The sequence below is a fragment of the Pontixanthobacter luteolus genome, assembly GCF_947494915.1.
Taxonomy (GTDB): Bacteria; Pseudomonadota; Alphaproteobacteria; order Sphingomonadales; family Sphingomonadaceae; genus Pontixanthobacter; species Pontixanthobacter luteolus.
This window is the reverse complement of record NZ_CANLWR010000001.1, coordinates 629,369-653,624: the sequence shown is the minus strand read 5'-3', so window position 1 is coordinate 653,624 and position 24,256 is coordinate 629,369. Positions and strand designations below refer to the sequence as shown.

The 24,256-nt window shown below is 59.0% G+C and carries 27 protein-coding genes; 6 read left to right on the top strand and 21 right to left on the bottom strand.

Going from position 1 to position 24,256, the window contains the following annotated elements; all coding sequences use genetic code 11:
* Positions 1–147: 147 nt before the first annotated feature.
* From fabG to PO778_RS03155, 4 genes are all read right to left on the bottom strand, one after another.
* Complete coding sequence (gene fabG / locus PO778_RS03170; RefSeq protein WP_271438570.1) at positions 148–900, bottom strand: 3-oxoacyl-ACP reductase FabG; 753 nt, start codon at positions 898–900, stop codon at positions 148–150.
* A 16-nt stretch (positions 901–916) separates the two neighbouring features.
* Positions 917–1,498, bottom strand: coding sequence for a hypothetical protein (locus tag PO778_RS03165; RefSeq protein WP_271438569.1), 582 nt, complete (start codon positions 1,496–1,498; stop codon positions 917–919).
* Positions 1,495–2,433 carry an ACP S-malonyltransferase gene (fabD, locus tag PO778_RS03160; RefSeq protein WP_271438568.1) on the bottom strand — a complete coding sequence of 313 codons (939 nt, stop codon included), beginning with the start codon at positions 2,431–2,433 and terminating at the stop codon, positions 1,495–1,497. The genes PO778_RS03165 and fabD overlap by 4 nt, the downstream gene beginning before the upstream one ends.
* Before the next feature lie 64 nt (positions 2,434–2,497).
* A complete protein-coding gene (locus PO778_RS03155; RefSeq protein WP_160729643.1) occupies positions 2,498–3,322 on the bottom strand; it encodes an LD-carboxypeptidase in 825 nt (274 codons plus the stop codon).
* A gap of 53 nt (positions 3,323–3,375) precedes the next feature.
* Between PO778_RS03155 and PO778_RS03150 the strand changes: the two genes are divergently transcribed.
* Entirely contained in the window at positions 3,376–4,800 is a 1,425-nt protein-coding gene (locus PO778_RS03150) for a glutamate ligase domain-containing protein (RefSeq protein ID WP_271438567.1), read from the top strand.
* Here the strand turns inward: PO778_RS03150 and PO778_RS03145 are convergent.
* The 3 genes from PO778_RS03145 to PO778_RS03135 all read right to left on the bottom strand — a co-directional run bounded on the left by PO778_RS03145 (position 4,797) and on the right by PO778_RS03135 (position 7,479).
* Entirely contained in the window at positions 4,797–5,459 is a 663-nt protein-coding gene (locus PO778_RS03145; RefSeq protein WP_271438566.1) for a glutathione S-transferase family protein, read from the bottom strand. The genes PO778_RS03150 and PO778_RS03145 overlap by 4 nt on opposite strands.
* On the bottom strand, positions 5,459–6,409 hold the full coding sequence (locus PO778_RS03140; protein ID WP_271438565.1) for a DUF808 domain-containing protein: 951 nt from the start codon (positions 6,407–6,409) through the stop codon (positions 5,459–5,461). Before PO778_RS03140 ends, PO778_RS03145 begins: the two co-directional genes overlap by 1 nt.
* Before the next feature lie 92 nt (positions 6,410–6,501).
* The gene (locus PO778_RS03135) at positions 6,502–7,479 is read right to left on the bottom strand and encodes a patatin-like phospholipase family protein (RefSeq protein ID WP_271438564.1); all 978 of its coding nucleotides are present in this window, start codon (positions 7,477–7,479) and stop codon (positions 6,502–6,504) included.
* Positions 7,480–7,809: 330 nt separating this feature from the next.
* Here PO778_RS03135 and rpsF point away from each other — a divergent pair, with 330 nt between their 5' ends.
* The 4 genes from rpsF to PO778_RS03115 all read left to right on the top strand — a co-directional run bounded on the left by rpsF (position 7,810) and on the right by PO778_RS03115 (position 10,629).
* Positions 7,810–8,175 (top strand): 30S ribosomal protein S6, encoded by a 366-nt coding sequence (gene rpsF / locus PO778_RS03130; RefSeq protein ID WP_160729638.1) that lies wholly within the window; start codon positions 7,810–7,812, stop codon positions 8,173–8,175.
* Positions 8,175–8,399: a 30S ribosomal protein S18 gene (gene rpsR, locus PO778_RS03125; protein WP_160729637.1), complete on the top strand. Its 225-nt coding sequence runs from the start codon at positions 8,175–8,177 to the stop codon at positions 8,397–8,399. The genes rpsF and rpsR overlap by 1 nt, the downstream gene beginning before the upstream one ends.
* Positions 8,400–8,411: 12 nt before the next feature.
* Positions 8,412–9,065 (top strand): 50S ribosomal protein L9, encoded by a 654-nt coding sequence (gene rplI / locus PO778_RS03120; protein WP_160729636.1) that lies wholly within the window; start codon positions 8,412–8,414, stop codon positions 9,063–9,065.
* 124 nt (positions 9,066–9,189) lie between these two features.
* Positions 9,190–10,629 carry an AMP nucleosidase gene (locus PO778_RS03115; protein ID WP_271438563.1) on the top strand — a complete coding sequence of 480 codons (1,440 nt, stop codon included), beginning with the start codon at positions 9,190–9,192 and terminating at the stop codon, positions 10,627–10,629.
* 8 nt (positions 10,630–10,637) lie between these two features.
* On the opposite strand, the gene PO778_RS03110 is transcribed toward PO778_RS03115, so the two are convergent.
* The 11 genes from PO778_RS03110 to PO778_RS03060 form a co-directional block, all read right to left on the bottom strand.
* Positions 10,638–11,507: a hypothetical protein gene (locus tag PO778_RS03110; RefSeq protein ID WP_271438562.1), complete on the bottom strand. Its 870-nt coding sequence runs from the start codon at positions 11,505–11,507 to the stop codon at positions 10,638–10,640.
* The gene (gene rimK / locus PO778_RS03105; protein ID WP_160729633.1) at positions 11,504–12,409 is read right to left on the bottom strand and encodes a 30S ribosomal protein S6--L-glutamate ligase; all 906 of its coding nucleotides are present in this window, start codon (positions 12,407–12,409) and stop codon (positions 11,504–11,506) included. Before rimK ends, PO778_RS03110 begins: the two co-directional genes overlap by 4 nt.
* Positions 12,406–12,870 (bottom strand): ATP-dependent zinc protease family protein, encoded by a 465-nt coding sequence (locus tag PO778_RS03100; RefSeq protein WP_160729632.1) that lies wholly within the window; start codon positions 12,868–12,870, stop codon positions 12,406–12,408. Before PO778_RS03100 ends, rimK begins: the two co-directional genes overlap by 4 nt.
* Positions 12,857–13,915 carry a beta-propeller fold lactonase family protein gene (locus PO778_RS03095; protein WP_271438561.1) on the bottom strand — a complete coding sequence of 353 codons (1,059 nt, stop codon included), beginning with the start codon at positions 13,913–13,915 and terminating at the stop codon, positions 12,857–12,859. The genes PO778_RS03100 and PO778_RS03095 overlap by 14 nt, the downstream gene beginning before the upstream one ends.
* On the bottom strand, positions 13,909–15,759 hold the full coding sequence (locus tag PO778_RS03090; protein WP_271438560.1) for a M2 family metallopeptidase: 1,851 nt from the start codon (positions 15,757–15,759) through the stop codon (positions 13,909–13,911). Before PO778_RS03090 ends, PO778_RS03095 begins: the two co-directional genes overlap by 7 nt.
* A gap of 69 nt (positions 15,760–15,828) precedes the next feature.
* The gene (locus PO778_RS03085) at positions 15,829–16,356 is read right to left on the bottom strand and encodes a hypothetical protein (protein WP_271438559.1); all 528 of its coding nucleotides are present in this window, start codon (positions 16,354–16,356) and stop codon (positions 15,829–15,831) included.
* A complete protein-coding gene (locus PO778_RS03080; RefSeq protein WP_438944375.1) occupies positions 16,353–17,117 on the bottom strand; it encodes an alpha/beta fold hydrolase in 765 nt (254 codons plus the stop codon). Before PO778_RS03080 ends, PO778_RS03085 begins: the two co-directional genes overlap by 4 nt.
* Positions 17,114–17,302 carry a hypothetical protein gene (locus tag PO778_RS03075; protein ID WP_271438558.1) on the bottom strand — a complete coding sequence of 63 codons (189 nt, stop codon included), beginning with the start codon at positions 17,300–17,302 and terminating at the stop codon, positions 17,114–17,116. Before PO778_RS03075 ends, PO778_RS03080 begins: the two co-directional genes overlap by 4 nt.
* Complete coding sequence (locus PO778_RS03070) at positions 17,299–17,946, bottom strand: 2-hydroxychromene-2-carboxylate isomerase (RefSeq protein WP_271438557.1); 648 nt, start codon at positions 17,944–17,946, stop codon at positions 17,299–17,301. Before PO778_RS03070 ends, PO778_RS03075 begins: the two co-directional genes overlap by 4 nt.
* Before the next feature lie 19 nt (positions 17,947–17,965).
* Positions 17,966–18,502, bottom strand: a complete 537-nt coding sequence (locus PO778_RS03065) for an aspartate-semialdehyde dehydrogenase (RefSeq protein WP_271438556.1) — start codon at positions 18,500–18,502, stop codon at positions 17,966–17,968.
* A gap of 40 nt (positions 18,503–18,542) precedes the next feature.
* Positions 18,543–19,568, bottom strand: a complete 1,026-nt coding sequence (locus PO778_RS03060) for an aspartate-semialdehyde dehydrogenase (RefSeq protein WP_160729626.1) — start codon at positions 19,566–19,568, stop codon at positions 18,543–18,545.
* Between the two features lie 68 nt (positions 19,569–19,636).
* Here PO778_RS03060 and PO778_RS03055 point away from each other — a divergent pair, with 68 nt between their 5' ends.
* On the top strand, positions 19,637–20,527 hold the full coding sequence (locus tag PO778_RS03055) for an alpha/beta fold hydrolase (RefSeq protein WP_271438555.1): 891 nt from the start codon (positions 19,637–19,639) through the stop codon (positions 20,525–20,527).
* Positions 20,528–20,530: 3 nt separating this feature from the next.
* Here PO778_RS03055 and PO778_RS03050 read toward each other — a convergent pair whose 3' ends face one another.
* The 3 genes from PO778_RS03050 to trmD form a co-directional block, all read right to left on the bottom strand.
* On the bottom strand, positions 20,531–22,795 hold the full coding sequence (locus tag PO778_RS03050; protein WP_271438554.1) for a S9 family peptidase: 2,265 nt from the start codon (positions 22,793–22,795) through the stop codon (positions 20,531–20,533).
* Between the two features lie 128 nt (positions 22,796–22,923).
* Positions 22,924–23,292, bottom strand: coding sequence for a 50S ribosomal protein L19 (rplS, locus tag PO778_RS03045; RefSeq protein WP_160729623.1), 369 nt, complete (start codon positions 23,290–23,292; stop codon positions 22,924–22,926).
* Positions 23,289–24,035 (bottom strand): tRNA (guanosine(37)-N1)-methyltransferase TrmD, encoded by a 747-nt coding sequence (trmD, locus tag PO778_RS03040; protein WP_160729622.1) that lies wholly within the window; start codon positions 24,033–24,035, stop codon positions 23,289–23,291. Before trmD ends, rplS begins: the two co-directional genes overlap by 4 nt.
* Positions 24,036–24,256: the final 221 nt, after the last annotated feature.

Genomic DNA, 24,256 nt, shown 5'->3' with positions numbered 1-24,256 from the left:
AATTCCCTATTGCGCGCGGGTGGCCGGAATCGCCAGCCTGCGCCGGTAAAGTCATCATTATCCTTAGCGGTGGAGACCCTCGGGGCAAGGTTATAGAGGGGGAAACCCCGATTCCTTGGGGATAAAACCTCTCTGCCGCCCGTTCGCTCAGCCCAGCATCGCCATGCCGCCGTTCACGTGCAGCGTCTGCCCGGTAACATAGGAGGCTTCGTCAGACGCCAGATATGCAACCGCAGCGCCGATATCTTCGCCTTCGCCCATACGGCCCATCGGAATACGTGCATTCAGCGCGTCCTTCTGCGCATCAGGCAATTCGTCGGTCATCGCTGTACGAATGAAGCCCGGCGCGACGCAGTTTACCGTCACGCCTCGACTTGCGAGTTCCTGAGCCAGGCTCTTGGACATTCCGACAAGCCCCGCCTTCGCCGCTGCATAGTTCATCTGGCCGGGATTGCCGGTGGCACCCACCACGCTGGTAATGCTGATGATACGCCCTTGCCGCGCCTTCATCATCGGACGGGCCGACGCACGCATCAGGCGGAAGGCCGCCTGGAGGTTGACCTTCATCACCTGATCCCATTCCTCGTCCTTCATCCGCATGGCGAGGTTGTCGCGCGTGATCCCGGCATTGTTGACCAGAATATCCATCTTGCCCAGCGTATCGACGGTCGCCGGAACCAGATGTTCGACGCTCTCCGTGTTCGACAGGTCGCAAGTGATTTCGACGTGATCCCCGCCAATCTCATCGTTCAGCTGTTCGCGGAAGGCGCGCAATTTGTCGCCGTTGGAGCCTGACAAGGCAAGGCGTGCCCCTTGCTTTGCGAGGGCGATGGCGATTGCGGAACCGATGCCTCCGCTGGCTCCGGTGACGAGTGCGGTTTTGCCTGAAAGATTGAACACGGGATCGGTACTCCAGTTAGAAATTTGCAAACAGGTTTTTGGCCTGCCGCTTGAGGATGATCATGGTCATCAGCGCGCCAACATCTTCATCGGTGCTCTCGCTGCCGCCGGGGTCAAGCCGCTCGAGGATTTCGCCCAGAAAAACGATGTCATCGTCGTCAGGCATTACCGCCTCGCCCAGTTCAGTGATATCCCCGGCGATTGTCTGTGCAATCGCCCAGAAACGATCTCTCTCGGATGCGGGAATATCGTTGTCGATCTGGCGCAGAATGTCAGCAGCGATCGGTGCGGATTGACGCATGCCGCGTTCGTTCAGCAAGGACATCGAATACAGGAACGCCATTTCCGACGCTTGCTCGGACCACGAATTTTCCGCTGCGCATGCTTCGATCTGACCTGCCAATACTTCCATTACGCCTTGCGACATCAGGTCTTCGTCAAAGGTCTCAGAACTGAATTCTTCGACGTAGCGGTCCAGTTTTTCTGCTTCAGCATCGCCGCTGACGACAATCGCGCAATCGAGGTTTTCGGCCGCATGGGCCGTGGCCGGCAGAGCTACAATGCAGGCCGTCAGGGCCGCGGAAAGTCCGAATTTCATGACAGTTCTCCGGCAAGTGCCTCGATATCTTCCATCGTGATGACGCTGGAGACTTTGGCTTCACGGTCGATCCGCCCGATCATCGGGCCGAGAACCTTGCCGCCGAGTTCCACGAAATGTTCAGCACCGGCTGCGCGCATCGCCATCACGCTCTCGCGCCAGCGCACCCGCCCGGTCACCTGCTGCACCAGCAATTCCTGAACCTGCGCCGGATCATCGACCAGCGAGGCAGTAACATTGGCATAGAGCGGCACGGCCAGATCCTGTGGCGGCGTTTCGGATAGCGCCTCTGCCATGGCATCGGCTGCAGGCTGCATCAACGAACAATGGAACGGCGCGGAGACGGGCAGCGGAACGCCGCGCTTGATGCCGTGATCTTTCACCAGTCCGACCGCGCGTTCAATCGCGCCAGTGTGGCCGGAAAGCACGACCTGCGTCGGGTCGTTGTCGTTCGCCAGTTCGCATACCTCACCCTCAGCGGCTGCATCTGCAAGCGCCTGCGCCTTCTCGACGTCGGCGCCCAGCAGTGCGCACATTGCGCCGACCCCCACGGGAACTGCCGCCTGCATCGCCTTGCCGCGCAGTTTGAGCAACCGCGCTGTGTCGGCAAGCGAGAACGCGTCGACGGCACAAAGCGCACTGTATTCGCCCAGCGAGTGTCCAGCCACGCAGCCAGCATTGTCAGCCAGCGAAATGCCGAAATCCTGCTCCAGCACGCGCAGAGTGGCGATGGCATTGGCCATGATCGCCGGCTGCGCATTCTCGGTCAGAGTTAATTCTTCTTCCGGCCCGTCACGCATGATGGTGGAGAGATTTTGCGACAATGCATCGTCGACCTCTTCAAACACGCTGCGCGCGGCGGCGCTGGCCGCAGCCAGTTCAGTGCCCATGCCGACTTTCTGGCTGCCTTGTCCGGGAAATACAAAAGCTCGCATTATTCAGATCCCCTCTTCGCGCTGCCGATTGATTGTAAGGCGCGCCGATGTTCGTGCCTCGCGCCTATTCGGCGTTGGCGGATCTCGCAAGTCCGAAGGGCACGATTGTGTTGTCCGCGTCATGGCCGATCTCCGCATTGCCTAGGAAGGGAATACCGCCCTTTTCGCACCAATACCGCGCTATTTCCTCCGGACTGGCCCCGAATGGGCGGTCATTTTCGGGCACCTCGGATATCCGGCCAAGCCGCAGCCCGGCGATACCGCGCAGATGCTGCGTGATATGAAAAAACAGGCGGTCGACCGAATACAGATGTTCCGACACTTCCTCGACCATGACCACATGGCCGCTTAGATCGGGGATCAATTCCGTGCCGACGAGCATGGCCAGCGTCGTCAGGTTGAACGCCGCCGCCGGGGTGCTGTCCAGTGAAGGTTCCAGCCCGCCTGTGCCGCCCTTCAACCAGTCAATGACCCTCAATATCGCCCGATCCCCGCCGGTCCGCCTGATGTCGCCAACCAGAGGTGCGTGAACGCTCTGGCCGATTCCAGCCTTGTGAAGCGCGGCGAGCAAATAGCCATTGTCGGAATAACCAAGATAGCTCTTCGAATGCGCAGCGTGCGTCAGTTGCGGTATTGCCTGCGCAGCAATGCGGTTGGCACCGTATCCGCCCATCGCAAACCAGACCGCGTCAAAAGACGGATCATTCGCGCATTCCAGAAAAGCATTCAGCCGGGCCGCGTCATCACCTGCGAAATGGCCGTGCCGTGCAAAGCATTGCCGGTGAAACACCAGTTCTACCTGGTCATCACTGGCCAGCAGGTCGCGCACAGCGTCCGCCCTATCCTGCTCGAGCCGTTTGCCCGGTGCACAAATCGCAATTCGTATCATTGATGCATCTAGCCAGCTTGCAAGCCGTCACACAACTGCATACCGCACGCTGCATGAGCGAATTCCCCACTTACGAAGAACTGCTGGACCGTCCTTTCTTTTTTTGCGGCATTGGCGGGTCCGGAATGCTGCCCTTGGCGCAAATTCTGAAAGGGCGCGGGGCCAGCGTATCGGGCTCTGATCGCAGCCGCGACCAGGGCCGCTCGCCGGAAAAATTTGCCGCGCTTGAGAAGCAGGGTTTCACTCTGTTTCCGCAGGACGGCAGCGGTATTACCTGCAGCGATCAGATCCTGGTCGCTTCCGCCGCGGTCGAAGACACAGTGCCTGAGGTGGTGCGCGCCGCAGAGCTTGGATGCCTCAGGATGACACGCGCGGAATTGCTGTCGATCCTGTTCAACACGTCGGGTGCGGGGATCGGCATCGCCGGAACCAGCGGCAAGTCCACCGTAACGGGAATGCTCGGGTGGATCCTGCACGCAACGGGCGGCGATCCCACGGTCATGAACGGCGCGGTGATGAAGAATTTCGTCAGCGAAGACCGTCCATTCGCCAGCGCGATCGTCGGCGGGCCCGGCGCTTTTGTAAGCGAAGTTGACGAAAGCGACGGGTCGATTGCGCTTTACCGTCCCGCAGTTGGCATACTGCTCAACGTCAGCCTCGATCACAAAAGCATGGAGGAACTGCGCGCCCTGTTCGGCGATTTCCTCGCCCGCAGCGGGGTCGCGGTCATCAATGCTGACAATGCCGAAGCTTTGGCGTTACTGCCGCGTGCAATCAAGGCACTGACTTTCGGGATCGATCAGGACAAGGCGCAAATCGGCATCGTTCCTGGCAGCATCGCGGACGGACCTGTGCGCCAGGCGGCGACCGTGATCGACCGGCATGATGGAAGCGAGCACCCCCTCGTCCTGAACATGCCCGGCAGGCACAATCTATCCAACGCGCTGGCTGCTATTGCCGGGGCAATCGCTGCTGGCGTCCCGGTTGCCAAAGCTGTGACTGCTTTGGCCGGATTTGCTGGCCTGGCCCGCCGCTTCAACGTCATCGGCACGAGCGAATCCGGTATCACCGTGATCGACGATTTCGGCCATAACCCTGAAAAATGCGCGGCAACGCTGCGGACGCTGAAAAGCCATCCTGGACGCGTGATCGCGTTCTTCCAGCCCCACGGATACGGCCCGCTTCGGCAAATGGGGCATGAACTGGCGGACACCTTCGTGGCCGAACTGGGGCCGGAAGATATCACGATCATGTGCGATCCCGTCTATTTCGGCGGCACGGTGGACCGCAGCGTCGGTAGTGAACGGATCATTGAAATGATCGAGGATGGCGGGCGACTGGCTGATCATGTCCCGACGCGCGAGGATTGCGCCAAATTGATCCAGTCGATCGCCAAGCCGGGCGACCGGATCGTGATTATGGGTGCACGCGACGATACCTTGACCGGATTTGCGGAAAGCCTGCTGAAAGCCCTCTAGCCGATGGCAGGGCCGGTTCCGGCATCCTTCGACGCTGATTCTTCCAGAGCCAAGGCTTTCTGAAAACCGCTACGCCGGGTCATGGCTGTCAGATAGTCTACAACACCCGGGCCGAGATACTCAGCAAGGCCAATCCGGTTCGCGAGGTAAAGTGCATAGCCGACGCAAATGTCGGCAACGGTGAAGCGGTCTGCACACAGAAATTCGCGCGATTCCAGGCGCTGTTCAACCTTCACCAACCGTTTACCGAACCATTTGGCATATGCGTGCCCGGCCTCCTCAAGCCCCTTGCCCTGCTCGAAGCGCGCGAAGCGAAGGTAAACCGTCTGCGGGAACGTGATGGTGGCATCGGCATGGTAAGTGAAATCGAGATATTCGGCATAGTCCGGCTCGTCCGGGCCAACCACCAGCGCATCAGCCCCACTTTTTACCGCGATGTAATGCGCGATTGCGCAGCTTTCCGTCATCTTGCTACCGCCATCAACCAGCATCGGGATCGTGCCCAGCGGGTTGATTTCGAGGTATTCTGGCGCCTGAAAGCGCGGCGGAAATGGCAACATGTGCAGGTCCAGGTCCGCCCCCGCCTCTGCCGCCGCCCATGTCGCCCGAAGGCCCCGAGACCCTTGGCAAGTATAGAGCGTCGGACGCCAATCCTGCATCAGTGAGCAACCTCTTCATGGCCCATCTTGATCACCTTGTGCAGGATGAACACCAGGATTGCTCCGAGCACCAGCCCGGCAATCGCAGACAGGCTTGCGAATGTCAGCCAGCCGAGAATGCCGGATAATGCGCCGGTCGCACCCTCGACCGCGTGCTGCGCAAGCTCGACCGCATGTTCCGGGCCTTCGATGCCCAGCTCTTTCAGGCCATGCAGGATAATTCCGCCGCCCACCCAGAGCATCGCAATGGTCCCGATGAATGACAGCGCGATCAGCAGCTTGGGCATCGCCGCAAGGAGCAGTTTGCCGATATTTTGCGCCGCGACTGAGGATCGCTGTGCGAGATGTAGCCCGACATCGTCCATCTTCACGATCAGTGCGACTGCGCCGTACACCACAATCGTGATCGCGATTGCCACGGCGGCAAGCGCAATACCGCGCTGAAAAATATCGTCCAGATCGATTTCGTTCAGTGCGATCGCCATGATTTCAGCCGACAGGATCAGATCTGTCCTGATCGCCCCTGCAATTCGCTGCTTTTCGAATGCGACCGGATCGGTGATCGGGTCCTCGACGGTCTTGCCATGTTTGGCACCGCCAAGTTTTTCGATCACTTTCTCCGCGCCTTCATAGCACAAGTAGGCGCCGCCCAGCATCAGGATCGGAATGATAGCCCAAGGCAGAAATTCGCTGAGCAACAGCGCACCGGGCAGCAGGATCAGCAACTTGTTCCGGAAGCTGCCCTTGGTGATGCTCCATATGATCGGCAGTTCACGCGCCGGGCTGAGCCCGGTCACATAGGACGGGGTCACTGCGGCATCGTCGATCACGACACCGGCGGCCTTGGTCCCGGCCTTGCTTGCAGCAACGCCGATATCATCGATGGAAGCAGCCGCCGTCCGGGCGATAATTGAAACGTCGTCTAGAAGGGCTACCAGTCCGCCGGGCACATTGTTCTCCGAATCCAGTTTATCGAAGAACGGCTTAAAGCCGATTTGGTCCCGGCAAGCTAGGCAGTTCCCTGCTTCGCCACCCGCTTATCTTAGCGGAATTCTTGATGCAGGCTCCGTCGTGGGACAGGAATTGCTGATTTTGCCGGCAACCAGCTTGCGCGCAAACGGCGGCGCGCGCGGCTGAATTCTTCCGTGCTGCAATACTTATCGATGGCGTCGAATACTGCCGAAAGTTCCTGCCAATCATCAAACCCACATGGCTTTGACGCCTGCGCCTGAAGCCGGACATATTTTTCGCCCAGGGCAGAAACTCGGCAATTGCTGTCAACTGTGTGGAGGCCTGCCTTACGGAACATCGAGCGGGTGATGCGTGAGAACGGCCAGGCCCAGCTACGCTCTCCTTCTCCGGATTGACTATCGTTCTGTGCCCGCCCCTCGTTCTCTAGCCCGATCGACAGCACTTCGAATTCGTCCTGACTTATACCGAAATGTTCCTCGGCATAGCACATCGCGGCAGCGGACGGATTGCATTCCGACGATTGCGAGGTCCGGAAACGCCCACGCGCAGGGTGATCCATCGGCTGGAGAATGTGGGGTTCGAAATAGCCCTGCGCACTGCATGCCGCAGCAGCCAGATCGCTCAGCAACATTTCGCCGAACCGGTCATGACGGCCATTGCCTATCTCGATCGTAGCCCACTGGTTCGACTCAGGGTCGGATTGGCGCTCGACACTGACCATCAGTTTTGCACCGGAGCGCGGCATTTCGGACAAGCGCGCTGCACCGAACAGTTTTCCAAGTTCGGCGATCATATGCTGGTGACAATATTTCGCGTTCTCCGCAATGTTACCGAACATGGCCTCGGCATTCTGGCGATAGAACTTCATGATCTCGGCGATTTCGACACCATTTGCGAGGGCCAGCGCAGTGATCGCGCCCATCGCATTGCCGGCAAACATATCTGCTGCACCAACCAGCTGCCCTTCCGGGTCAAGCTTGTGCATCAGATATGCAGTGCCGGCAGCACCGATTCCGTCCCTGTCGAATGCGACAATCCTGAACGTCATTGCCTGTGAAATCCCGTCGTAGAACCCTTGAACAATTCCCCTCTGCCCGATTCGTAGGAATACCTATTGTATTGATCGGACATGCTGCGCTGATTTTGTTAACCATTTCCGGAGCCAGTTCTGGCCCTGGGCCCGGGATTGATCGGCGCTTTTGCTACCCGCCAGAATGTGTCCGCGCGGTGTTCGTCGCGCTTTCGGACTTGCTTTTCGGACCAGTCCGGCTATGTGCGCCCATCCGCTGCGAAAGTGGCGGTGTTGAAGAAAGCCGGAGGGGCCCCGCAATGGTGCGGATCAGCCAGCGATCGGCATTACATTGTGAAGGAAGCGAAGATGGCTCTGTATGAGCATATCTTTCTCGCGCGTCAGGATCTGAGCCAGTCTCAAGTCGACGCTTTGGCCGCTACGGCCACCGAGATTATCGAAGCTAATGACGGTAAAGTCACCAAGACCGAAACTTGGGGCCTGAAGAATCTTGCCTACAAGATCGACCGTAACCGCAAGGCGCATTTCGTAATGCTCAACATCGAGGGCCCCGGCTCCGTTGTTGCCGAACTCGAGCGTCAGACCCGTATCAACGAAGACGTCATTCGTTACATGACCATCAAGGTCGACGAGCATGAAGAAGGCCCGTCCGTAATGATGCGCAAGAACGACCGCGACAAGAAGCGCCGGTCCGATCGTGAGGAGCGCAACTGATGGCACGCCCGTTTTTCCGCCGCCGCAAATCTTGCCCGTTCTCGGGTAAGAATGCCCCGAAGATCGACTATAAAGACGTACGTCTGCTGCAGGGCTTCATGTCCGAGCGTGGCAAGATCGTCCCTAGCCGTATCACCGCAGTCTCTGCAAAGAAGCAGCGCGAACTCGCCAAGGCGATCAAGCGTTCACGCCACATCGGCCTGCTTCCGTACATCGTGAAGTAAGGGAGAAAGAACATGGATATCATTCTCCTCGAACGCATCGAGAAGCTCGGCACCATTGGTGACGTCGTAACCGTCAAAGACGGCTATGCACGCAACTTCCTGCTGCCGAACAAGAAGGCCCTCCGTGCTAACGAAGCCAACAAGAAGGTCTTCGAAGCAAACCGTGAGCGTCTTGAAAAAGAAAACGCCGAGAAGCGTACCGAAGCCGAGAAAGCCGGCACCGAAGTCGACGGCACCGAGATCGTTCTGATCCGCGCATCGTCGAACTCCGGCCAGCTGTACGGTTCGGTATCGGTTCGCGACATCTTCAACGGTCTGGCCGAAAAGGGCCACAACGTTGACAAAAAGCAGATCATCCTCAGCGCGCCGATCAAGACGATCGGCATGTTCGACGTGATCGTGCGTCTGCACCCGGAAGTCGAAGTCATCGTGAAGGCAAACGTTGCCCGCAGTGACGACGAAGCCGAACTGCAGAGCCAGGGCGTCGACGTTCTGGCCCAGATGTTCGAAGACGAGCAGAAGGAAATCGAGGAAGCGGCTGCAGCAAATGCCAGCAACCGTGACCCGAGCCTTGAGCCGGGCGAAATCCCTGCCGACATGCTCGACGAAGGCGTTGAAGCCGGAGCCGAGGAAGAAGCAGTCGAAGAAGAAAAGTCCGAAGACTGATCTTCCTGCCTTTGGCAAGACAACAAAGAGGCGCGGCTCCTTCGGGACCCGCGCCTTTTTTGTAACAGCAGGGTAAAATCCGGCTGGCTTTGAAAAACAGAACAGAAGGAGCTATCTCCCAGCGATGAAAACAGTTGAAACTATCCTATCCGAACTCGAACGACTTTATGCCGCCTCCGTCGCGCGTCTGCGCGCTGACGTGATGGCCTTTGGGCGCGATGGCTCGCTGCCCTCGAAGGAACGCCGCAAGGACGGAAGCTATTCCTATCCAGAACTGGTCATGCGCTTCATGGGCGGCGATCAGCCCGAAGACCGCAGCCGCGCATTCGGCCGCCTCAACGCGCCGGGCACCTATTCAACCACTGTGACGCGCCCGGCGATGTTTGCCGGCTATCTGCGCGAGCAACTGGAACTGATCGGCAGCGATTACGACATCGAGCTGGAGGCACGCCCTTCCAAGCAGGAAATTCCGTTTCCCTATGTGCTCGACGGCGATGTCGCGGCGCAGCTGGCCGGGATCAGCCCGCAGGAAATCGCCCGCCATTTCCCCTCGACAGAACTGGCCGACATCGGCGATGAACTGGCCGACGGGATCGAGATCGACGAAAGCGGCGGAACTATCCCGCTGTCACTGTTCGACGGGCTGCGGACCGATTTCTCGCTGGCGCGCCTCGCGCATTACACGGGCACCGCAACCGACCACTTCCAGCGTTTTATCCTGTTCACCAACTATCACCGCTATGTCGATGAATTCGTTGACTGGGCCGGCAAACAGCTGGGCAAAAACGGCTATACGGCGCTGGCCGGTGCCGGGGGCCTGTATCTGGAAGAAGCCACGCAGAACGCCGCTAGCCAGCTGTCGGATACGGCATGGCGCAAGCACCAGATGCCTGCTTACCACCTGGTAGGTGAAGGCCGCAGCGGTATCACGCTGGTCAATATCGGCGTCGGCCCATCCAACGCAAAAACCATCTGCGATCACCTCGCGGTCCTGAGGCCAGAGGCATGGCTGATGATCGGCCACTGCGGCGGCCTGCGGCCCACGCAGAAGATCGGCGATTACGTACTGGCCCACGCCTATCTGCGTGACGATCACGTGCTTGACCCGGTACTTCCGCCCGAAATTCCCCTGCCCGCAATTGCAGAGGTTCAGCAGGCGCTGGCCGGCGCGGCAGAGCAGGTCAGCGGCGAACACGGCGCGGACCTGAAAAAGCGGATGCGCACAGGCACCATCGTCACCACGGACGACCGCAATTGGGAACTGCGCTACACCACCAGCGCAAAGCGGCTGTCGCTCAGCCGCGCTGTCGGCATCGACATGGAAAGCGCCACCATCGCCGCGCAGGGTTACCGCTTCCGCGTTCCCTACGGCACGCTGCTATGCGTTTCGGACAAGCCGCTGCACGGCGAGATCAAGTTGCCGGGCCAAGCCAACAAGTTCTACGAGGAAGCGATCAGCGCCCACCTCCAGATCGGCGTGACCGCCTGCAACCTTCTGCGCGAAGAAGGCAACCGCCTGCACTCACGGAAATTGCGCGCGTTTAACGAACCGCCGTTTAGGTAGATCTCAAACTAATACCCAAACTGTGCCTTGGCGGCTTCCACATCGTGGCGCTCAACCGTCACCAACGATGTCTTCGTTTCGCGAGTCCCGTCAGGATTTGTGACGACAGCATTCGTGCGCATCGACATCTTTATGACCGACCCTGTAGGTTCCAGATCAAACTCCATCCGGATCGAACCCTGGAAATCGGTCTGTGCAGCGTCACTTTCTGCTTGCTCGCGCGATAGATCTTCGTCGAGCATTTGGGCAAGGATCAAGGCATTATTTGCTTCTTCCGCGCGGGCTTTCTGCTGATCAATCGACAGAGCTACAAAGTAACCTGTTCGCGCCGCAGCCAATCGCTCCAATATGCCGGGAGAGCTCGCCATAGGGTGTGAAAATTCAGCACCGGCTTCCAGACGTGGCATACGCAGGTCGAATGCTTCAATCTGGTCCAATATCGAATCCGGATCACAATCGACCCGATAAGGGAACCCGCCACCGTGGGGCCAAAGGCCGCATGCTTCTCGCGGAATGTTCCGTTGCGTCAACCACTGGTCGATTCGGGATTTGACGCTGTCGACATCAAGCAACTCGAGCGATCCGTCAGGCCTTTCCAGAACATCCGCCGGAAAATACCAAAATCTTGTTCTGGTATTTCCCGCCTCATCGCGCGGCAAATCATACCGGAGCACAACACCGTCATCAGTGTTCCGCATGACTGTTTCGATCAAAGACTGCTGGCCGCTGGAGCTGCTGTTTGAGCCGCCATCGGAACTCACCGATGATCTCTCGTACACTAGCTGAAGCCAGCTGGCGCGATCAGAACCCGCATTCGCCTGCGCTGCAAAAGGAATTGCGGAGACAATTACCGCTGAAAGAAAAAGGTAAAACCTCACCCCTTACCCTTCGTCTTGGTCTTACCCGCCTTCGCATTGCCCTCGATAAATTCGATAATCTGACCAGCAATATCCTTGCCGGTCGCGTTTTCGATGCCTTCCAGGCCGGGTGAGGAGTTTACTTCCATGATCACCGGGCCATGATTGCTGCGCAGCAGATCGACGCCGCACACGTTCAGGCCCATTACCTTCGCCGCGCGCACAGCGGTGCTGCGTTCTTCCGGCGTGATCTTGATCAATTGCGCGCTGCCGCCGCGGTGGAGGTTGCTGCGAAACTCGCCCTCTGCGCCCTGCCGCTTCATAGCGGCGACAACCTTGCCGCCCACGACCAGACAGCGAATGTCCGATCCGCCCGCTTCCTTGATGAATTCCTGCACCATGATGGCGATATTCGCGCCGCGGAATGCCTCGATAATGGACGCCCCGCCCTTCAGCGTTTCGGCCAGCACCACGCCGATGCCCTGTGTACCTTCGAGCAGTTTGATCACAACCGGCGGGCCGTTGACCGCCTTGATAATCTGCTCAGCCTGCTTGGGATCATTGGCATAGGCTGTCAGCGGCAAACCCAGACCGTATTTTGCCATGATCTGCGTGCTGCGCAATTTGTCGCGGCTCCGCCCGATGGCAACGCTTTCATTGAGCGGCCACACTCCGCCCATCTCGAACTGGCGCAGAACCGCCAGACCGTATGCCGTGATGGACGCACCGATACGCGGGATAACCGCATCATATTTGCCCAGCGTTTCACCCTTGTACATGACAGTCGGACGGTGGCTGGCAATGTTGACGGTGCAGCGCGTGGTGTTGAGGATGTCGAGCGTGTGCCCGCGTTCCTCGGCCGCCTCGACCAGCCGCTTGTGCGAATAAAGGTTCGGGTTGCGAGCGAGCATTGCAATTTTCATTTGAGAATCCTTTGGCGCTCTTCCGCGCTGGACTGGAGGTAACTTCTGCCTGAATTGACGAGGAACCGGCGGCGCAGCGCGGTTCTGCCAATCAGGATCGGGAATTTCATGTCGCTGCGATCAGCAAGGCTGAATTCGGCCGCAAACCGTTCGGACCCGATCTGCAGGTCCGTCTTGATGACATAGCGTTCCTGCGCCTCGCCATTGGAACTGGTCACGGTGCGCCGGTCCGCATGCGGTACCTCTACGGTAACCGCCTCGCTTTGCCCACCGCCTACGTCCAGCTGGAAGCGGATCCAGCGGTGTCCGTCGCGGTCAAAGCGTTCGATGTCGGTTGCGTGCAAGCTGGACGTGCGTGCGCCGGTGTCGATCTTTGCCGGTATCCGATGGCCTGAAAGGTCCGGCAATGAAACCATTTCACGCCAGCCGACCACGGCTTTTTTCGGATCAATCTGCGCCATGTGCCCCCGCAGACAGGATCGCCAAACCGTCCCCGCCGTCGCCTACCTTGATGCGCCTGAGCAAGGTGCCTGAAGCATAGTCGATTTCAGCCACGGTATCTGTACCGGTTTCAGCGACGTAAACGCGCTGTCCATCATCCGACCACAGGATCGTGACCTGAAACCGGGTTTGCGCCTCCTCCGGGCTTGAAACGGCAATCGTACGGACAGGCTCGCCCGTTGCGACGTCGATCACAGTCAGCGAGCCGTCGGCCAGGTTCGAAGTGACGGCGACATCGCCCTGGGGCCGTATCGCAAGCCGCAATGGGAAACGCCCTACATTGATTTCGCGGCGCACGTTCAGCGTCATCGGCTCCAGCTCAAGCGCCGTGTCTGAGCCTCTCGCTGAAACCCACAGGACCGTTCCATCGGTCGACAGATCGATCCCTTCCGGTTCTACCCCAACCATGGCACTGCGCGGCGCGCGGCGCGTGATCAGGTCGACCAGCGTGATCGTGCCGCTGCCCAAATCCATCGTCCATGCATGACGCGCATCGGGCGATACGGCGAGCATGTGGCTGCCGTCCTTGCCGGTAGAAAATTCGAACGTTTCCGGCTTCGGGTCGACCGGGCCTTTCACCCGGAAGATCGACTTGCGGCCTTCTGCGGTGACGTAGATATCGCCATTGTCATGCCAGACGATCCCGTGGGGACGCGCATTTTCGCCCAATTCGATGCTCGCAGCTTTTTCAAGACCGGCAGTGGCAAGAATATCGACGCGGGTACCTGCATAGCAGGCGACAGCAAGGTGAACGCCATCGGGAGATAGCGCCAACTCATGCGGATTGGCGCAGGTTTCCACCCGGCGCATTTCCTTGCCGCTTTCCAGATCGATGACCGACAAATCGTTGCCGCGCTTATTGGTCACATACAGCGTATCGCGCGAAGCATTCGCATCATGCGCAGGTACAAGCGTCGCCGGGGCGCACGCGCTCAGCAGCACGGCTGGCAGGGCTGCCGCAATGCAGCGCCCTGCCCCCGCATCCCGCAAGGGTCGCCTTACCATCCGGTAGGCTGGCCTTCGTTTTGTTCGTCGAGCCATGCCTGCAGCGGCGCGAAATATTCGACCAGCGCCTTGCCGCTCATCTGCCTTTCGCCGGTGAAGGCTTCCAGCGCATCAGGCCAAGGCTTGCTAGCGCCCATTTCGAGCATCGCGTTCAGGTTTTTGCCGACTTCCTCGTTGCCATAGAACGAACAGCGGTGCAGCGGCCCTTCCCATCCGGCCTGATCGCAGGCTGCCTTGTAGAACTGGAATTGCAGAATGCGGGCGAGGAAATAGCGTGTGTAAGGCGTGTTGCCGGGGATGTGATATTTGGCGCCGGCATCGAACGCATCCGCAGGCCGGTCGACCGGCGGAGTGATGCCCTGATATTCTTCTTTCAGGCCGTGCCATGCCTCGTTGTACTGCTCCGGCGCGATTGAACCATCGAACACACCCCAGCGCCATTTGTCGACCAGCAGGCCGAACGGCAGGAATGCAATCTTGTCCATCGCCTGACGCAGCAGGAGACCGATATCCTTGTCGGCGCCAGGCACGTCTTCCCGGTCGAGCATATCGATCTGCACGAGATATTCCGGAGTGATCGACAGTGCGATCATGTCACCGATAGCTTCGTGGAAGCCATCATTTGCGCCGTTCAGATGCAGGAAGTCCTGTTCCTTGTAGGCGCGCTGGTAATAATTGTGGCCCAGTTCGTGATGGATCGTGATGAAGTCATCGGCATTCTTCTTGATGCACATCTTGATCCGGATGTCGTCCTTGTTGTCGAGATCCCACGCGCTTGCATGGCACACGACTTCGCGGTCCTGCGGTTTGGTGAACTGGCTGCGTTCGTAGAAGGTATCAGGCAGCGGTTCGAAGCCGAGCGAGCTGAAGAATTGCTCGCCCACTTTGACCATGTCGACTTCGCTGTAGCCCTTTTTCTCGATGAGATCGGTCAGGTCGTAGCCGACATCGCCGGCACCCTCCGGCGCGACTAGCGGATAGATATTGCCCCATTCCTGCGCCCACATATTGCCCAGCAGATCGGCACGGATCGGGCCGGTCGCAGGCTGCACAGCATCGCCGTGATGCTGGTTCAGCTTGTTACGGACATAGGTGTGAAGCGAGAGGTAAAGCGGCTTAACCTCCTGCCACATGCGTTCCAGATCGGCGGAGAATTCCTGCGGCGGCATATCATAGCCTGATCGCCACATTGCGCCGACATCGCTAAAGCCCAGCTCCGCCGCGCCTTCATTGGCGATCTCGACCATGCGGGCGTAATCGTCTTTCATCGGCGCGCCGACATTGGTGTGCCAGCTGCCCCACATTTCGGCGAGCTCTTCTGGTGTCCGCTCGACATTGCCCATTTCGGCTTCAATGTCGGAACCGTTGATTTCCTCGCCGTTCAGCGTACCCTTGCCCTTGCCGTACTGGCTGTTGAGCCGGGTCGCGATTTCGTTGAGTTCAACCGCAGCGCCCTCTGTCGTCGGTGCTGGCAGGACAATGCCGTTGCGAAGCATGTCGAGCTTGCGTGAAACTTCTGCATCGAGCCCGTCGATGGTCGCGTATTTCGCAGCTTCCAGCGCATATTTGACTGACATTTCGGTGCCTTCTGCACCGGAGGCAGCAGCCAGCGCATCGGTATCTTGCGTGATATAGGTGGCGTTGATCCAGTAAATCTTGCTCGCTTCGACGATGTAATCAAACATATCGCTTTCGGCCATTGCCACGAACTCGGCCGCCCCTTCGGGCGTCATCGGAAAGGCAGTCTGCTCAGCCATCTCGGGTGCTTCGGCATGGTGATCTGCCATGGCGGGAGTGGCGAGCGAGATAGCGAGCGCGGATAGCGCGACGGATGCGAATTTCATGATGTCAAAAGTCCCCAATTCTCAAACCGGTTTCAGTTGAGACGATTGTGAACCTGCCGCGAGGTTTAATCAACTGGCTCGGCGCTGAAATCGACGAATTGCAAGGGCCGCAAGGATGCCAGCAAACGTGGCAATCCACGCGGCAACCTTTACGGGACGAACAGTTGCTGCAAGCGCGGCTTTCGCATCATCGCCTTCAAACCGCATAAGCTGTGAAAACTGGCTGATCGTTTCAATGTAGTCGGTTGCAAGGAATATTCCCCCCGCAAGCAGCACTGCCCCGCCAATCCACCGAACTGCGCCGCGCCCGGATCGGAAGAAATAGAGCCCGCCAAGAACGCTGCCGATGCCGTAAATACCAATGAACACCAGATCGGACATCATCGCCAGCGCTGCACGGTTCCACAATGCTGCCAGCCGCCATTCGTGCTGAATTCGGTCCACTTCAGCGGCGGTTCCTGCCGCCTGATGATCCAGTATCCCGCCGGGAACGGCTGAAACCGCCAGCGGCAGCCCCAGAATTATCGTGACACCAAACAGAACCAGACCAAGTCCCCATAGCGTTAGGAATGCGGCGCGCAGCTTGGAATGTTTCATGTCAGAAAATCGACCAGCGCATCGCCAAGCGCGCCTTCAGTGACGCTGCTCATGTGGGTACCCGGAATTTCGACATAACGTGCATCGGGCAGAACCTCTGTCAGGCGCGTGGCTGAACCATTGTCATTGTCCTTGTCCCCGCACAAAACCATGGTCGGCATGGCCAATTTGGCCAGCTCGTCCGACGAGGTATCGGCCACCGATTGCAAGAGCAGACGCGCCGCAACCCGGTCCACCTTCATGGTTTTCATAAAACTGACCGCCATGAATGCAGGATCGCCGCGCTTTACCTCGTCGAAACGGTCGATTGCATCGATGAAGAAGGCAGCTCTGTTGTTCCAGCCGGAAAGCCCTTCTAGCCCCATGCCTGACAAGACCAGTCTGCGCGGCTCAAGTCCCGAAATCACTGCCCGCGCCGATGTTCGCGCGCCGAGAGAAAATCCGACAAGATCGTAATCCTCCAGTTCCAGAGCCTCGACCAAAGTGTGAACATCCCTGGCCAATACGTCTTCCGGATAACTTGCCGGATCATGCGCCGCACCGCTCATCCCGTGAGCGCGCAAATCGGGCATGATTGCCTCGAACCCGGCATCGACCAGCTTTTGCGCGTGGCCGAACCTGATCCAGTTCATGTCTGCATTTGAGAACAGACCGTGCAACAAGACGACTGGCCTGCCCCCGCCTGTTTCCGGGGCCATACGGTGCACGGCAAGCTGGGTGCCGTCGAAGGCGTTTACCCGGGTAGACAGAGCAGCGGTCAAATCGGACCTCCCAAAGATTCAGTCCATCCAGCCGCGTCTTCAGGCTGGGTTTCCATTTGCGCAATTTCCTCGGGCAATTGCAGCCACGGTTGCTTGCTGCGAACCCGGAAATGGGCCGCAAGTTCAAGCTTGTAACTTTCATTCACAGCGCCGCAATTGCACCCGCCGGTCAGTCCGCCTTTCATCGTTCGGCAAGCCCTTTTTCGTTCATGCGCCACAGGACCATCTCGATCCGGTCCTGCCCAAAGAACGGCTCCCCATCGAATACCAGCGTGGGGACACCCCAATGGCCTGAGGCTTCGAGGGCTTCTTGGTTGGCGGCGATTTCCGCATCCAGAGCCTCGGCATCCTCTTTAACTGTCCGGGTCAGCGCATCCCAGTCGAGACCCGACTTCTCAGCGGCGTTTTTCAGATGATCGCCTTTGTTCCAGCCTTCTGCCCCGCCCCAGATCAAGCGGGCCACTTCGTCTGCGAACACAAGCCCCTTACCCTCTCGCGCGGCGGCCTGGCCCATACGGGTGATGCGGTAGATATGCGGCTGATCTTCCGCAATCGTGCGGGTTTTCATGTCTTGCACGATAGGATCGGGTTTCGGCGGGCCGAATGGAATGCCGTGGAATTGCGCCACGCGGATCATGTCACGCATGGTATAGCCCAGCCAGTTGGGATGGTTGCGTTCGAAGAAATCGGGCTGGCGCACGGCCAGCGGATATACAGGCCGCAAATCGATTTCGACATCGAACATGTCGGCCAAAGCACGGTAACGGCCAATCGCCAGATAACTGTAGGGCGAGCGGAACGAGAAATAGAGCTGGGCTTGTAAGGTCATGCCTCCCTTTTTGCGCTGTTCAGCGGAAGAAGCAATTGGTCCCGGCATAGAATGCATCGATGTCGACCGCGTTTTCGTCCAGAAAACCGCCGATGCCCATGTCTGAAGTGAACTCATTCCCCAAAGTGCTGCCGTCGACCATCTCGAACCCGTCCAGCCCGGACCTGAGGTCGCTCACGGTGTTTTCGGTTCCAAACTTGCTTGCCACCCGCAGCGGGCCGGCCTGTTCAGCATCTGCAAGGAACCAGCCAACGAGCCTGTCTTCCTGGTAGTTGACGGTCAAACCGCCGGGATAGCTTGCGCTCGCTATGGGCCCAGCGCCGCATTCCGAATTGGTCGAGTTTGAAAGGCTGGACCCGAGCACGGGCCTAAGCAGGGCATCCACCTCGGTCCTTGCCGCACCGAAAGGGAGGCCGGATGTGCTCCATGCCGCGGCTAGTCCGTCGCCGGACAGAACAAAGGTTTCCTGTTCTATATCGACCGCCTGCACCCGCTCACTTTTCGGCTCGGGCTGATTATGCAGGCGTTCGTCGCGCTGGTCTCCGCAACCAGACAAGACAAACGCTGCAAGAACTCCGAAGGTGAGCCGCAATGGCCTACCCTTTCTTCAGGTGCCGCCGGCCCAGCAATTCGGCAATCTGGACCGCGTTCAGCGCCGCACCCTTGCGAAGGTTGTCGGATACGCACCAGAGTACCAGACCGTTCTCGACCGTCGGGTCTTCGCGCACGCGGCTGATATAGGTCGCACCGTCGCCCGCGCTTTCCACCGGGGTTACATACCCGCCGTCTTCGCGCTTATCGATCAGCATGATGCCCGGCGCCTCGCGCAGGATATCCTGTGCTTCCGTGGCAGAAATTTCGTTCTCAAACTCGATATTCACCGCTTCCGAATGACCGACGAATACGGGCACGCGGACGCAAGTGGCGTTCAGCTTGATCTTGGGGTCGAGGATCTTCTTCGTCTCGACCATCATTTTCCACTCTTCCTTGGTCGAGCCGTCATCCATGAACACATCGATGTGCGGAATGACGTTGAAGGCGATTTGCTTGGTGAACGTTTCCGGCATCAGCGGGTCACCGACGAAAATCGCGCGGCTCTGCTGGAACAGCTCGTCCATGCCGGCCTTGCCTGCACCGGAAACAGACTGATACGTCGATACGACGACGCGCTTGATGGTGGCGGCATCGTGCAGCGGTTTGAGCGCGACAACCAGCTGCGCGGTCGAGCAGTTGGGGTTCGCGATGATGTTCCGCTTGGTGTAACCATCGATCGCATCGGGGTTCACCTCAGGCACGATCAGCGGAACGTCCGGGTCCATCCGGTAGAGCGACGAATTGTCGATCACCACGCAGCCTGCTGCCGCCGCTTTCGGGGCGTATTCCTTGGCCGGGCCGCTGCCTGCGGAAAACAGGGCGATATCCCAGCCGGACCAGTCGAAATGCTCGATATTCTTGCATTTGAGCATCTTGCCGGTGTCGCCGAATTCCACCTCGGTCCCGTGCGAGCGTGAGCTGGCAACAGCTGCGATTTCATCAATCGGAAATTCGCGCTCTGCAAGGATTGCCATCATTTCGCGTCCGACATTGCCTGTCGCACCGACGACTGCCACCCGATAACCCAAACCTATTCTCCTAAATCGAAATTCTACGCTGCCCCTCTAGCAGCATTCGTGTTAGACGGAAGCAAGCAATGGGGGATTGCGCTGTCACACTGGAGGCAACAATCACTCTGTCTATCGATCAATGGCGCCAAAGCGCGAAGCATTTCGAGTTTGAAGGGCTGAAGATCGCCTATTGGACTGCGGGCAAAGGCAAGCCGCTGCTAATGGTGCACGGCTTTCCCACCGCTTCATGGGACTGGGCACCGGTGTGGGACCGGCTATCACGCAGCCATATGCTGATCGCCGCCGACATGATCGGCTTTGGCCTCTCGGACAAGCCGCAATCCGGCTATTCAATCCACCGCCAGACCGACATGCAGCTGGCCCTGCTCAAGCATATCGGTGTCGATCAATTCGATGCAGTGGTGCATGATTACGGCGTATCGGTCGGGCAGGAGATGCTCGCACGCCAGCAGGAGCAATCCGGCGCAGAGGGACTTGGCCGCATGGTCTTCCTGAATGGCGGGATATTCCCCGACCAGCACCGCGCCCGCCCGATCCAGAAGCTGGGCGTATCGCCGCTTGGCTTTCTGGTCAGCAGATTGCTGAAACGCGAAGGTTTCGGAAAAAGCTTCTCAGCTGTGTTCGGCCCCGACACCAAACCCAGCGAACAGGAACTGGACGAATTCTGGTCTCTGATCGCGGAGCAGGACGGCAACCGCATTTTCCACAAGCTGCTTCATTACATCGGCGACAGGCAGGAACATAAAACGCGCTGGATCACGGCGCTGGAAAATGCCGAGAAACGGGTCGGCCTGATTAACGGTGCGAAGGATCCGGTGTCGGGCGAGCACGCCTTCAACCGGTGGGTGGAATGCGTACCCGAAGCGCACGCATACCTGCTGCCGCAAATCGGCCACTACCCACAGGTTGAGGCTCCGGACAGGGTCGCCGCGCTCATCCTGGAATGGCTCAGCTAGAACCTATTCGGGCGGAGTAACGCCGTGCCGTTGGAGGAATGCGAAGATCGTATTCCACATATGCGGACTGATATTCTCACCCGCCACGCGGTGCGTGTAACCAGGGTAAAGCATCATCTCGAAAGGCACGTTGCCCTCTTGCAGGGTAGCGATGAGTTCGGATGAATTTTCGAACACGACATTGTCATCCGCCATGCCATGGATCAGCAGCAAAGGATCGCTGATCCTGGTCGCATCGGGAATGGCGCTGGCTTTCTCGTAAGCTTCCGGCACCTCGCGCGGATCGCCCATGAAGCGTTCGGTATAATGCGTGTCGTACAGTTCCCACTTGGTCACCGGAGCGCCCGAAATGCCCGCCGCATACAGCCCCGGATCGGCCTGCATCTGTTTTAGCGTCATGTATCCGCCATACGACCAGCCATAGAGCGCGATCTTGGCCGGATCGACGAAATCGAGCGATTTGAGGTACTCGGCACCAGCCTTCTGATCGGCGACCTCGACCCCGCCCATTGCGCGGTAAAGCGGCTGCTCGAAGTCGACCCCGCGATTGGCGCTTCCGCGATTGTCGAGTTCGAACCAGATGTAGCCCGCATCGACAACCGCCTGCTGCAGCGCACCGTCCCAGCCCTTTGTCACGATCTGGGGACCGGGTCCGCCATAGTGATAGAAGAAGACCGGATACTGCTTGCCCTGCTCCATCTCTGGCGTGACCATTTTCCAGAACAGGTCCGTGATTCCGTCTGCGGCCTTGATCGTACCGAACCGGGCGGGACGGTGACCTGAGAGGAAGTCACTGTAAGGATGATCCGGCCCGAGTGCGTTTTCTTCCACCCATGCAAGCCGGTCGCCCTTTGCGTCGGCAATATAGGTTTGCGGGGGCTGATTGTGGCCGGAACGGGTCACCAGGAGCGTCTGCCCGTCCTTGTCCATAGTCGCGCTGTGGGTATAGCCGCGTTCGGTAAGACGGGTGATCGGCCCGCCCGTCAGACTGACCGAATATACGTGCTGTTCCAGAGGATCGTCACGGTTCGCAGTGAAATAGGCGATATTCCGGTCCTGATCGACACCCACCAACGCACTGACCACCCAATCACCGCTGGTCAGTTGCACAGTTTCCCCTTCAGGGATGCCCCGCAGATAGAGGTGGCCAAAACCATCGACCTCGCTCCACCACAGCAAACGCGGATCGCTGCCTTTCAGGAATTTGTAATTGTCCGACAGATTGATCCAGTAATCCTCGCGCGCGGCGTTTTCCGTGAACACAGCCGCGCTTTCGCCCGTCGCCGGATCGACCCGCAGCATGTCCATCACCGTCTGGGCGCGGTTCTGCCGCTGAACGTAGAGCGCGCTTCCATCAGGTGCCCAGTCCACGCGGGCGACGTAAATGTCTCGGTCCAATCCCAGATCGACCTGCACCCGGTCACTGCCATCGGGGTTCATCACGAACAGTTCCACGATCGCGTTGTCGCTGCCAGCGACCGGATAGCGCTGATCGAACACCTTCGTTCCGGTCGCGCCGATTGCAGCGCGGGTGACGATGCCGACAGGGCTTTCATCGGTCCGCTGGACCGCGATACGGCTGTCGTTGGGGCTCCACCAATACCCGGTGAGCCGCGACATTTCTTCCTGTGCGACAAATTCCGCCTCGCCCCAGCGGATCGTATCGCCTTCTTTGGGAGTGACCGGATTGGCCGCCGCGCCGACCTCTCCGACCCACAATTGCCGTTCCCGCACGAAGGAGACGTACTTGCCGGTCTCGCTCAGCGCGGGGTTGAGTTCGCTTTCCTCGGTATCGGTCAGCCGGCTCGCTTCGCCGTTCAGATCGGCAAGGTAGAGATCGCCGTCCAGCGGAACCAGAATGCCCGCCCCGTCCGAGGTCCATTGATAATCGATTATGCCCTTCAGATTGCCGACACGCGCACGCTCGCGCTGCATCTTTTCATCTTCGGACAGTTCACGCCCGGAACCGAGCTTTTCCGAATCGACCAGCATGGCCCATTCTTCGCTTTCGCGGTCATAGGCCCACAGATCATAGCGGTCCCGGTCGTCCTCCCGATTGCGCAGCAGGGTGAGATACCGGCCGTCTGGCGAAAGCTTCGCCTTGCGCGGGCTGGACCCGTCAAGCGATGGTGACGCGAACACGCGTTCGAAGCTGAGCTTTGCCGCACCGTCCTTCGGATCGCCCCTCTCCGCGCTCATCGGGCGGGCTCCGGCGTGCATCGGCGCGACAAGGGCAAGCGAAGCGGCAGCAGCGAGCAGTAAACGCATATCAAGGGACGACCTCTCTCTTTCGGATTCCGGTGTCCTAACGCGCGTGCCATGTCAGGCAAGGGTTCGCCAACGAAAAAGGGCGGCTCCCGCAGGAACCGCCCTTCTTCAATTCGATATTGCGAGACTTACGCCTTGGGGGCGTTCATCCGGCGCTCGGCAATACGAGCGCTCTTACCGGTACGGCCACGCAGATAGTACAGCTTCGCGCGGCGCACGATACCGCGGCGAACCACGGTGATGCTGTCCACGATCGGCGAATAGAGTGGGAACACACGTTCCACGCCTTCACCGAAGCTGATTTTACGAACGGTGAAGTTGCTGCCCATGCCGCGGTTGGAGCGGGCGATGACAACGCCTTCGAAATTCTGGACACGTTCACGCGTACCTTCGACAACCTTCACGCCAACGCGGACGGTGTCACCAGCACGAAATTCGGGGATGTCCTTCCCCAGTGCGCCGATTGCTTCGGCTTCGAGTTCTTGAATCAGGTTCATTTGCCCTGGTCCTTATCTTTTCGCCGCGCGCCAGAGGCAGGCTGGTCCCGATCGCCACTGTAGCGATCCCAAAGGTCCGGCCTGCGTAACCGTGTATGATCTTCAGACATTTGCTTGCGCCAGTCTGCGACCTTCGCATGATCCCCCGATCGCAGCACTTCGGGGATCGTGCGCCCTTCCCATTCCTGAGGTCGGGTATACTGCGGATATTCGAGCAACCCTTCTTCGAAGGATTCCTCGGTACCGCTAGAAGCCGCGCCCATTACGCCGGGAAGCAGGCGAATGCAAGCGTCAAGTATCATCAATGCCGCAGGCTCTCCGCCCGACAGAACAATGTCGCCGACAGCGACCTCTTCGATCTCCCGCCCTTCGAAAATCCGTTCGTCAAATCCCTCGAACCGGCCGCACAGGATTGTGACGCCTGGCCCTGCTGCCAGTTCGCGAATGCGCGCCTGAGTAATCGGTTTTCCGCGCGGGGTCATGGCGAGGATCGGAGCCTTGGGCTGCACCCGCTTCGCATGATCGACCGCCGCCGCCAGAACATCAACTTTCAGCACCATTCCCGCTCCGCCGCCAGCGGGCGTGCCATCTACGTTCTTGTGCTTGTCGGTCGCGAAATCGCGGATCTGGATCGTGTCGAGCGACCATTTTTGTTCCTCCAGCGCACGGCCGGCAAGCGACAGGCGCAGCGGCCCGGGGAACATCTCGGGGTAAAGCGTGAGGATGGTGGCGGCGAAGGTCATTCGAATGGCTCCGCGTCCGATGGGGCAAGCTTTCGGGAAAGCAGCCAGCTAACGAGCCGTGCAAATAGGAAGGATGGAGTCCAGAAAAGCGCAAAGTAGAATACTGGATGAGCATCTGATCCGGGATCTTCGGTCAAATTGTACAAGAGACCTGGGCCAACATTGATCAAAGATGCAGCAAAACTGGCTACAATTGCTCGTGCCGACGCTCCTAGGTTTGG